Origin of the sequence: endosymbiont of Riftia pachyptila (vent Ph05) (assembly GCF_000224455.1) — a bacterium.
Classification (GTDB): domain Bacteria; phylum Pseudomonadota; class Gammaproteobacteria; order Chromatiales; family Chromatiaceae; genus Endoriftia; species Endoriftia persephonae.
The window spans coordinates 24469-33445 of sequence record NZ_AFOC01000035.1; the positions used below are offsets into that span (position 1 = coordinate 24469).

Annotated in this window: 8 protein-coding genes and 1 tRNA gene; 6 read left to right on the forward strand and 3 right to left on the reverse strand. The window is 60.0% G+C overall.

Annotated features, from left to right (window positions below):
- Positions 1-330: 330 nt before the first annotated feature.
- A tRNA-Leu gene (locus RIFP1SYM_RS07175) sits at positions 331-417 on the reverse strand.
- 150 nt (positions 418-567) lie between these two features.
- Between RIFP1SYM_RS07175 and RIFP1SYM_RS07180 the strand changes: the two genes are divergently transcribed.
- The 4 genes from RIFP1SYM_RS07180 (at position 568) to RIFP1SYM_RS07195 (ending at position 5154) form a co-directional block, all read left to right on the forward strand.
- The gene (locus tag RIFP1SYM_RS07180) at positions 568-1419 is read left to right on the forward strand and encodes a M23 family metallopeptidase (RefSeq protein WP_005961304.1); all 852 of its coding nucleotides are present in this window, start codon (positions 568-570) and stop codon (positions 1417-1419) included.
- Positions 1420-1526: 107 nt separating this feature from the next.
- A complete protein-coding gene (locus RIFP1SYM_RS07185) occupies positions 1527-2843 on the forward strand; it encodes a TolC family outer membrane protein (RefSeq protein ID WP_039959957.1) in 1317 nt (438 codons plus the stop codon).
- A 4-nt stretch (positions 2844-2847) separates the two neighbouring features.
- Positions 2848-3948 (forward strand): chorismate synthase, encoded by a 1101-nt coding sequence (gene aroC / locus RIFP1SYM_RS07190; protein ID WP_005961306.1) that lies wholly within the window; start codon positions 2848-2850, stop codon positions 3946-3948.
- A gap of 69 nt (positions 3949-4017) precedes the next feature.
- Positions 4018-5154, forward strand: coding sequence for an MFS transporter (locus RIFP1SYM_RS07195; protein WP_005961307.1), 1137 nt, complete (start codon positions 4018-4020; stop codon positions 5152-5154).
- A 10-nt stretch (positions 5155-5164) separates the two neighbouring features.
- Here RIFP1SYM_RS07195 and trhA read toward each other — a convergent pair whose 3' ends face one another.
- Together trhA and RIFP1SYM_RS07205 are read right to left on the reverse strand one after the other, a co-directional pair.
- Positions 5165-5824: a PAQR family membrane homeostasis protein TrhA gene (trhA, locus tag RIFP1SYM_RS07200; protein WP_005961308.1), complete on the reverse strand. Its 660-nt coding sequence runs from the start codon at positions 5822-5824 to the stop codon at positions 5165-5167.
- 182 nt (positions 5825-6006) lie between these two features.
- Positions 6007-6924 carry a LysR family transcriptional regulator gene (locus RIFP1SYM_RS07205; protein WP_005961309.1) on the reverse strand — a complete coding sequence of 306 codons (918 nt, stop codon included), beginning with the start codon at positions 6922-6924 and terminating at the stop codon, positions 6007-6009.
- Between the two features lie 98 nt (positions 6925-7022).
- Here RIFP1SYM_RS07205 and leuC point away from each other — a divergent pair, with 98 nt between their 5' ends.
- Entirely contained in the window at positions 7023-8426 is a 1404-nt protein-coding gene (leuC, locus tag RIFP1SYM_RS07210) for a 3-isopropylmalate dehydratase large subunit (RefSeq protein ID WP_005961310.1), read from the forward strand.
- A 45-nt stretch (positions 8427-8471) separates the two neighbouring features.
- On the forward strand, positions 8472-8977 hold a 506-nt coding region (leuD, locus tag RIFP1SYM_RS07215; protein WP_039959960.1), incomplete at its 3' end, for a 3-isopropylmalate dehydratase small subunit.

Sequence of the window (8977 nt, forward strand, 5' to 3'; positions counted from 1 at the left end):
GGCACAGATGATCGATAAAGCTGGCTTGATCTTGGAGCAACTTTCAAAGCCACTTTCGGCAGGCTTTCCTTAAGCCCGAAATCGCCGTTTTTCGCTACCGCAAAGGGGTGAGCGAAACGGAGCCCCTGTTTCGGAGTAGTTAGGTGTGGGTCGCCGTTATCAGTCTTACAGTGGAGCGCCTCCAGAGCTGCAAAGGGCATGGTTTACGCTGTGCTAGTGTCAGGCTGGCTCTCAAACCTAGTCTAGACGCGAGGTAAGTGCGAGGTAAAAAAGAAACTTGCGAGAAATAAAAAAAGGAGTCCGATTTCTCGTAACTCCTCGATCTATATATGGTGCCGAGGAGAGGACTTGAACCTCCACGGGGTTTCCCCCACTAGCACCTGAAGCTAGCGTGTCTACCAATTTCACCACCTCGGCGAGAGCTGGTTTTAACGGCTACAGCCGTTTGGAGAGCGCGAACTTTACAACCTGATTTTATCCTTGTCAACGCCTGATGCGAATTGATTGGATGGTCTGGTGTGCTGTGCTAGGTTGCCCAGTCTGGTGTTGGACGGATGAGGTGTTGCGATGGCAGTTTGGGTGGCGATTTTTCCCTTGCGCAGCGTGGTGTTAGTTTGGCTGATGGTGCTGGCTCTGCTGCCAGGCAGTGTTGCTGCACTAAGCCTGCAGGGCGACCTGCTGCAAGGTGGGCTGGCGATTGCGCAGGTAGAGCCCGGTACCCAGGTGCGGGTGGACGGCAAGCCGGTGCGGGTTTCCGAGGAGGGGATCTTCATCATTGGCTTTAGTCGCGAAAACCCCCTGCAGAGTGAGATCCGGCTGATCGCCCCCGATGGCAGTGAGCACAAAGAGCTGATCAGCATCGGCAAGCGCAGCTATAAAATCCAGCGCATCGATGGCCTACCACAGAGTAAGGTGACCCCGCCGAAGCGGGACTGGGAGCGGATTCGCAAAGAGACCGCGCAGATCAAGGCAGCCAGAAAGCTCGACGAGCCACGTACTGACTTTCTCAAGGGTTTTATCTTGCCGGTGAAGGGGCGTATCTCCGGTGTCTACGGCAGCCAGCGTATCCTCAATGGTAAGCCAAAACGGCCCCATTCTGGTCTCGATTTGGCAGCCTCGGAAGGGGCGCCGGTGGTGGCCCCCGCTGATGGCGTCATCACCCTGGCCCATCCCGACATGTTCTACTCTGGCGGCACTCTATTGCTCGATCATGGCCACGGTCTGACGACCTCCTATCTCCATTTGAGTCGGCTGCTGGTAGAGCAGGGCCAGCGGGTGCGCCAGGGTGAGGTGATCGGTGAAGTGGGCATGACTGGAAGAGCGACTGGGCCGCATCTTCATTGGGGATTGAACCTGTTCGAGAAGCGTCTCGACCCGCAGCTGCTGCTGAAGGCAGATCCTACCAGCAAAGGTGAATAACCCAGTCAGAGACGGGGGATGGCGACTGTTCCGCTGGGCGTTATCGCATATAATACCTCTTTTTCTCGCTGGGGCTGAGCTGACTCCGGCTATCTGTGGAGCAGAACATGAAGTTAGTACGACTGGTTCTTCCTCTCCTTCTGGCTGGAGCCGCCTTGTCGGTTCAGGCGAAGGATCTCATGGACGTCTACAAACTTGCCCAGGAAAATGACCCCGCCCTGCAGGTTGCCAAGTCGCAGCTGGATGCAGTAAGAGAGACCAAGGTGCAGGCTCGCGCGCAACTGCTGCCCAGTATCGCCCTCGGCGGTCAATTCGACGGGGTGCGGAGTGACGTAAAGAGTTCGCCGTTTAGCAGTACAGGCGTTTCGACCTACAACGATCGGAGCCTCAACCTCAGTCTCTCTCAGTCGATCTACCACCGCGACCAGTGGATCCGGCTGGAGCAGGCGGACAACACCATCGCCCAGGCCGAGGCGGAGTATAAAGCCGCCGAAATCGACCTGATGGTGCGCAGCTCCAATGCCTATTTCAATATTCTGGCGGCGCAGGATGAGCTGCGGGTTGCCGAGGCGGAACGCGAGGCCACCGGTCGTCAGCTGGAGCAGGCGCAGCAACGCTTCGACGTGGGGCTGATCGCCATTACCGATGTGCATGAGGCCCGGGCCGCCTTCGACTCGGCGCGCGCTGCCGAGATCGCTGCCGAGAATGAAGTGGACAATGCCTGGGAGGCGCTGTTCGAGATCATCGGCCCCGGCGAGAAGGAACAACTGGCGAAGCTGGGTGAAGAGCTGCAGCTGAAACCACCGGTGCCCAGTGATCTGGAGGAGTGGTCGAAGACCGCACAGCAGCAGAACTATGCCATCATCGCCGCGCGCAACGGCCTTGAGGCGACCAAGAAGACCATTGAGATCAGCCGCTCGGGCCACTACCCGAGCCTCGATCTGGTCGGTTCCCATAGCATCTTCCGCACCAGCAACGACAGCTCTACCGAGGCCGACACCTCGAAGATTGGCCTGCAGCTAAGTCTGCCGGTCTACGCTGGCGGTGCGGTGACCTCGCAGACTGAGCAGTCGAAGGCCAACTATCGCGCCGCTCAGCAGCAGCTCGACCAGTCGCGCCGCGCGGTCAACAAACAGGTGCGCAACGCTTACCGCGGTGTGCTCTCCACCATTAGCCGGGTCAATGCGCTGAAGGCGGCCACCATCTCCGCCAAGAGTGCGTTGGAGTCGACCCAGGCAGGCTACGAGGTGGGCACCCGCACCATCGTCGACGTGCTCAATGTGCAGCGCAACCTCTTCTCCTCCCAAAGCAACTACGCCCGCTCCCGCTACGATTACATCGTCAACGGCCTGCAGCTGAAGCAGGCGTCGGGTACCCTGAGCCAGTCGGATCTGGAACGCATCAACGCTTGGCTGGAGCGCTAATCAGATGTCTGGCAACTCATTCGGTAAACTCTTCACTGTCACCAGCTTTGGCGAGAGCCACGGCCCCGCCATCGGCTGCATTGTGGATGGCTGCCCCCCGGGCCTGGAGCTGAACGAGTCGGATATGCAGCAGGATCTCGACCGGCGCAAGCCCGGCACCTCACGCCACACCACCCAGCGCCGCGAGGCAGATCAGGTGCAGATCCTCTCCGGGGTGTTTGAGGGCCGGACCACAGGTACGCCGATCGGCCTGGTCATCCACAATACCGACCAGCGGTCCAAGGACTACTCTGAGATCGCCGCACTGTTTCGTCCGGGCCATGCCGATTATACCTATACCCAGAAGTACGGCATTCGCGACTACCGTGGCGGCGGTCGTTCCTCGGCGCGGGAGACTGCGATGCGGGTTGCCGCCGGAGCGATCGCCAAGAAGTGGCTGAAGGTTCGTTACGGTATCGAGATCCGCGGTTACATGGCACAGCTGGGGCCGATCCGTGCGGAGCGGCTGGAATGGGATCAGGTCCATCAGAACCCCTTCTTCTGTCCCGATCCGGACAAGATCGCCGAGCTGGAGCTCTACATGGATGAGCTGCGCAAGGAGGGCAACTCGGTCGGTGCACGTATCACAGTGGTGGCCAGCGGGGTGCCGGCAGGGCTGGGCGAGCCGATCTTTGACCGTCTTGATGCCGAGATCGCCCACGCTCTGATGAGCATCAACGCGGTGAAGGGGGTCGAGGTCGGCGACGGTTTTGCAGTGGTGGAGCAGAAGGGTACCGAACACCGCGATGAGATGACCCCGCAGGGGTTTGCCAGCAACCATGCCGGTGGTGTGTTGGGTGGGATCTCCAGCGGCCAGGATATCGTTGCCAGTATCGCCCTCAAACCCACCTCCAGTCTGCGCATCCCAGGCCAGACGGTAAACCGCGCGGGTGAGACCGCCGAGGTGGTGACCGAGGGGCGTCACGACCCCTGTGTCGGCATCCGTGCCACCCCCATCGCCGAGGCGATGCTGGCGCTGGTGCTGATGGACCATATGCTGCGTCACCGCGGGCAAAATATGGATGTGGAGTCTGGGGTGGCGCAGATCCCTGCCGCCACCGATTAGTCCTGCTACCCTGGGAGAGCCGCTGCTCTCCACGGGGGCCATCACGCACCCATTGGTAACCCAACCCTGATGCCCTACTGGCGACTCTCCGGCTTCTATCTCTTCTATTTTGCCTCGCTCGGGGCGCTGCTGCCCTTCTGGGGTGTCTACCTAAAGGATCGCGGCTTCTCTTCGGCAGAGATCGGTGAGCTGATGGCGGTGATCATGGTCTCCAAGCTGGTGGCCCCCAACATCTGGGGCTGGATCGCTGACCATACCGGCCAGCGTATGCCGATTGTGCGGATCGCCTCGCTGTTGTCGCTGATGATCTTTGTCGGGGTCTTCTACGCTGAGGGCTTCTGGACGCTGGCGCTGGTGATGATGCTGTTCAGCTTCTTCTGGAACGCCTCGCTGCCACAGTTCGAGGCGGTCACCATGAGCTATCTGGGTGAGCGCATCAAACACTATTCACGGATCCGTTTGTGGGGTTCAATTGGCTTTATCCTGGCGGTCTCCGCGCTGGGTTTTCTGCTCGACCGGATGAGTGTGGAGGTGATCCCGCAGCTGGTGCTGCTGCTCTATCTGGGCATCTGGCTGAGCAGCCTGCTGGTGCCGGAGCGCGGTGCGGCACCCCACCATGAGGCGCAGGGTTCGATCCTCACGGTGCTGAAGCGCCCGGCGGTGATCGCCTACCTGGCCGCCTGCTTTCTGATGCAGGCGAGCCACAGCGCCTACTACGCCTTCTACTCCATCTATATGGAAGAGCACGGCTACTCCAGCACCTTCGTCGGCCAGATGTGGTCCCTGGGGGTGGTAGCGGAGGTGCTGATCTTTCTGGTGATGCACCGGCTGCTGCAGCGCTGGGGGGCGCGCAAGGTGCTGATCGCCAGCCTGCTGATTGCCGTGCTGCGCTGGCTGCTGATCGGCGCAGCCCCTGATCAGCTCTGGATCATGCTATTCGCCCAGATACTGCATGCCGCCACCTTCGGTACCTTCCACGCTGCGGCGATCCACCTGGTGCATCACTACTTCGTCGGCAAACACCAGGGGCGCGGCCAGGCCCTCTACAGCAGCATCAGCTTCGGCGCCGGTGGTGCGGTTGGCAGCCTGTTGAGCGGTTACCTCTGGAGCGGTATCGGCCCCGGTCCCACCTTCTGGGTGGCCGCCGGCTACGCTGCCCTGGCGGTGGTGATCGCCTGGCGCTGGATCGACAGGGAGACGGATTGAGGCAGGTGCACTAGATGCTGCCGGGTACCACGTAGAAGAGCACGGCAAAGAAGTGCAGAATGCTGCCGGCCAGCACGAATAGGTGCCAGACTACATGGTGGTAGGCCAGCCGCTTCCAGACATAGAAAACAACGCCCAGCGAGTAACTCAGTCCACCTGCGAGCAGCAGTATCAAGCCACCGATATCCACGGCTGACAGCAGGGGATTGATGGCGATCACCACCAGCCAGCCCAGCCCCAGATAGAGGGCGATGGAGAGCCGCTTGTATCGGCGCTTAGTCGCCAGTTCCAGAATGATGCCGAGAATGGCGATTCCCCAAACCAGTCCGAACAGGGTCCAGCCCCAGCCGCCCCGAAGATTCACTAGGGTGAAGGGGGTATAGGTGCCGGCGATCAGCAGAAAGATTGCGGCATGGTCGATCTGCTGCAATATCTGTTTTGCCCGCGGATTCGGGATGCCATGGTAGAGGGTGGAGGAGGTATAGAGCAGGATCAGGGTGACACCGTAGATGGCACAGCTGGTGATATGCCAGGCATTGCCGTAGAGGCTGGCAAAGGCCATCAATACTACCAGTCCTCCAATGCTCAACAGAATGCCGATGCCGTGGGTGATGGCGTGGGCAATCTCCTCGCCCAGGCTGTATTGAGCAGTGGTCAATGATTGTTGCATGGCTGAGGCCTTGGATGCCCAGGAAGAGCTTTGATCATGATTCCGTGTTATGGGGCTGTCAAGCTGACGTCAGCAGAAGATGCGGATAAAAAATGGGTTGTGTGAGAGTTGGATGAGATCTTCATTGTGGCAGCGTGAGCGACCTCGACAGCCACAGGAATGATCACTGATTTTAACATGTCCTATTCATAATAGAGAGTTGGCGGGGGAGGGGCTGTCTCGGTCACCCCGTCCGCCGCCTCAGACAGCAGATTCAGCATTGCATGGGCTGCGTTGGAAAGGGTTCGCCCCGAATGGCTGACGACACCCAATGAACGGGTAAGCGATATACCTTTCACCTCCAGTTCCACCAGTTCGTCATCGAGCATAGTTGCCGGTAGCAGGCTCCAGCCAAGACCGATAGAGGTCATCATCTTGAGGGTCTCCAGGTAATCCGTGGCCATATTGCATTGAACATCCAGTTCAAGAGGCGACAGTATTTGTTCAAGCAGTGTCCGCGTATAGGTACCTTTGGTTGGTAGTACCGCGGGCTGGGTGAGTAGCGATTCAGGGGAGAGTGGTCCCTGTGTTGACAGGTTGTGGTCCCTGCTTGCGACGAAGGAGAGGGGGTCATTCCACAGCAGGATCTGCTCCAGCTGTGGAAATGGGGCCAGCGGCAGGGTAACCACGCCCATTTCCAGTTCTCCGTGGGCCACCGCCTGGCAGGCCTTTTCCGACTCCATGAAACGGATGTCCAGCTCCACGTCAGGATAACGGTCGACATAGCGCCGCAGTATCGGCGGCATGCGGTGCAGGCCGATGTGATGGCTGGTGGCCATGCTCAGGGTGCCGCTGGTCTGATCACTCAGATGGGAGAGTTCGCGGCGGATGTCGGCCAGCTCCTCCAGCACCTGTTCGGCCCGCGGTAGCAGACGACGGCCCGCCTCGGTGAGCAGGATCTGGCGGCCGATCCGGTCGAACAGGGGGGTGCTCAGCTCTGCCTCCAGCCCGGCGATGCGCTTACTCACCGCTGGCTGGGTGAGGAAGAGCCGTTCCGCTGCTGCGGAGAAGGAGGCGGAATGGGCGACCTGAGTGAAGACACGTAGACTAGTGAAGTCCATAATCTATTCCCAATCGGAATGAAATAAATAAACAATATGAATTTGTATTATAGGATGCCCCGGCCTAATCTGGCACGCGTACTCAAGAGGAACAGGCGATGAGCACAAAGACACTCTACGATAAACTCTGGGATTCCCATGTGGTGCGCTACGACGAGGATGGCACCGCACTACTCTATATCGACCGCCAGCTGGTGCATGAGGTGACCTCACCTCAGGCCTTTGAAGGTCTGCGCATGGCCGGGCGCAAACCCTGGCGGGTGGAGGCCAATCTGGCCACGCCAGATCACAACGTGCCGACCACTGATCGTCATAAAGGGATTACGGATGCCGTTGCCCGCACCCAGGTGGAGACGCTGGACCGGAACTGCGCCGAGTTCGGCATCACCGAGTTCAAGATGGACGACATCCGCCAGGGTATCGTCCATGTGGTCGGGCCGGAACAGGGTGCGACGCTGCCGGGCATGACCGTGGTTTGTGGCGACTCCCATACTTCCACCCACGGTGCCTTTGGCGCGCTGGCCCACGGTATCGGCACCTCTGAGGTGGAACACGTGCTCGCCACCCAGTGCCTGATCCAGAAGAAGTCGAAATCGATGCTGGTAATCGTTGATGGCCAGGTGGGAGCTAGCGTCACCGCCAAGGATATCGTGCTGGCGATCATTGCCGAGATCGGCACCGCTGGCGGCACTGGCTACGCCATCGAGTTCTCCGGTCAGGCGATCCGTGATCTCTCCGTGGAAGGCCGCATGACGGTCTGCAACATGGCGATCGAGGCGGGCGCCCGCGCCGGTTTCGTGGCGGTGGATGAGAAGACTATCGACTACGTGAAGGGCCGTCCCTACGCCCCCAAGGGCGATGATTGGGAGAAGGCGGTCGCCTATTGGCAGACCCTGCACAGTGATGACGGTGCCGAGTTTGATGAGGTGGTGCACATCGATGCGGCCTCGATTCGTCCGCAGGTGACTTGGGGCACCTCGCCGGAGATGGTGGTGGCGGTGAATGCCAGGGTGCCCAATCCCGCTGATGAGTCGGACGAGGTGAAGGCCGGCGGCATGCGCCGGGCGCTGGAGTATATGGGGTTGGAGGCGGATACCCCAATCACAGAGATCGCCATCGACAAGGCTTTCATCGGCTCCTGTACCAACTCACGGATCGAGGATCTGCGTGCTGCTGCCGCCATCGCCAAGGGGCGCAAGGTGGCCGACAGTGTCAAGCTGGCGCTGGTGGTGCCGGGCTCTGGGCTGGTCAAGCAGCAGGCCGAGGCGGAGGGGCTCGACAAGATATTCATCGAGGCGGGCTTCGAGTGGCGCGAGCCGGGTTGCTCCATGTGCCTGGCGATGAACGCCGATCGGTTGGAGGAGGGCGAGCGTTGCGCCTCCACCTCGAACCGTAACTTCGAGGGACGTCAGGGCACGGGCGGGCGCACCCACCTGGTCAGCCCTGAGATGGCGGCGGCGGCGGCGATCGCTGGCCATTTCATCGATGTGCGGGATCTCTAGCCCCATCTAGGTCCGGCTTCAGCTGGACAGATTGAGGATTGTGCAATGAAAAAATTCAAAACATTTACCGGCATTGTTTGCCCCATGGACCGTTCCAATGTGGACACTGATGCGATCATCCCGAAGCAGTTTCTGAAGTCGATCAAACGCACCGGCTTCGGCCCTAATCTGTTCGACGAGTGGCGCTACCTCGACCACGGTGAGCCGGGCATGGATTGCAGCCAGCGCCCGCTCAATCCGCAGTTCGAGCTCAATGACCCGCGCTATGCGGGGGCGAGCGTCCTGCTGGCGCGCAAGAACTTTGGTTGCGGCTCCTCCCGCGAGCACGCCCCCTGGGCACTGGAGGATTACGGCTTCCGCGTCATCATCGCCCCGAGCTTTGCTGATATCTTCTTCAACAACTGCTTCAAGAACGGCATCCTGCCCATCGTTTTGTCAGATGAAACGATGGATGAGCTGTTTGCTGCCGCAAAGGGTGAGACGGCGGCGCAGATCAGCGTCGACCTGCGGGCCCAGGAGCTGAAGATGGCGGATGGCAAGGCTATACCTTT

What these genes read in the sequence shown, in the direction of transcription:
- aroC (WP_005961306.1), top strand. Translation starts at nt 2,848, where the DNA reads ATGTCTGGCAACTCATTCGGTAAACTCTTCACTGTCACCAGCTTTGGC.
- RIFP1SYM_RS07195 (WP_005961307.1), top strand. Translation starts at nt 4,018, where the DNA reads ATGCCCTACTGGCGACTCTCCGGCTTCTATCTCTTCTATTTTGCCTCG.
- RIFP1SYM_RS07180 (WP_005961304.1), top strand. Translation starts at nt 568, where the DNA reads ATGGCAGTTTGGGTGGCGATTTTTCCCTTGCGCAGCGTGGTGTTAGTT.
- RIFP1SYM_RS07185 (WP_039959957.1), top strand. Translation starts at nt 1,527, where the DNA reads ATGAAGTTAGTACGACTGGTTCTTCCTCTCCTTCTGGCTGGAGCCGCC.
- leuC (WP_005961310.1), top strand. Translation starts at nt 7,023, where the DNA reads ATGAGCACAAAGACACTCTACGATAAACTCTGGGATTCCCATGTGGTG.
- trhA (WP_005961308.1), bottom strand. Translation starts at nt 5,824, where the DNA reads ATGCAACAATCATTGACCACTGCTCAATACAGCCTGGGCGAGGAGATT.
- RIFP1SYM_RS07205 (WP_005961309.1), bottom strand. Translation starts at nt 6,924, where the DNA reads ATGGACTTCACTAGTCTACGTGTCTTCACTCAGGTCGCCCATTCCGCC.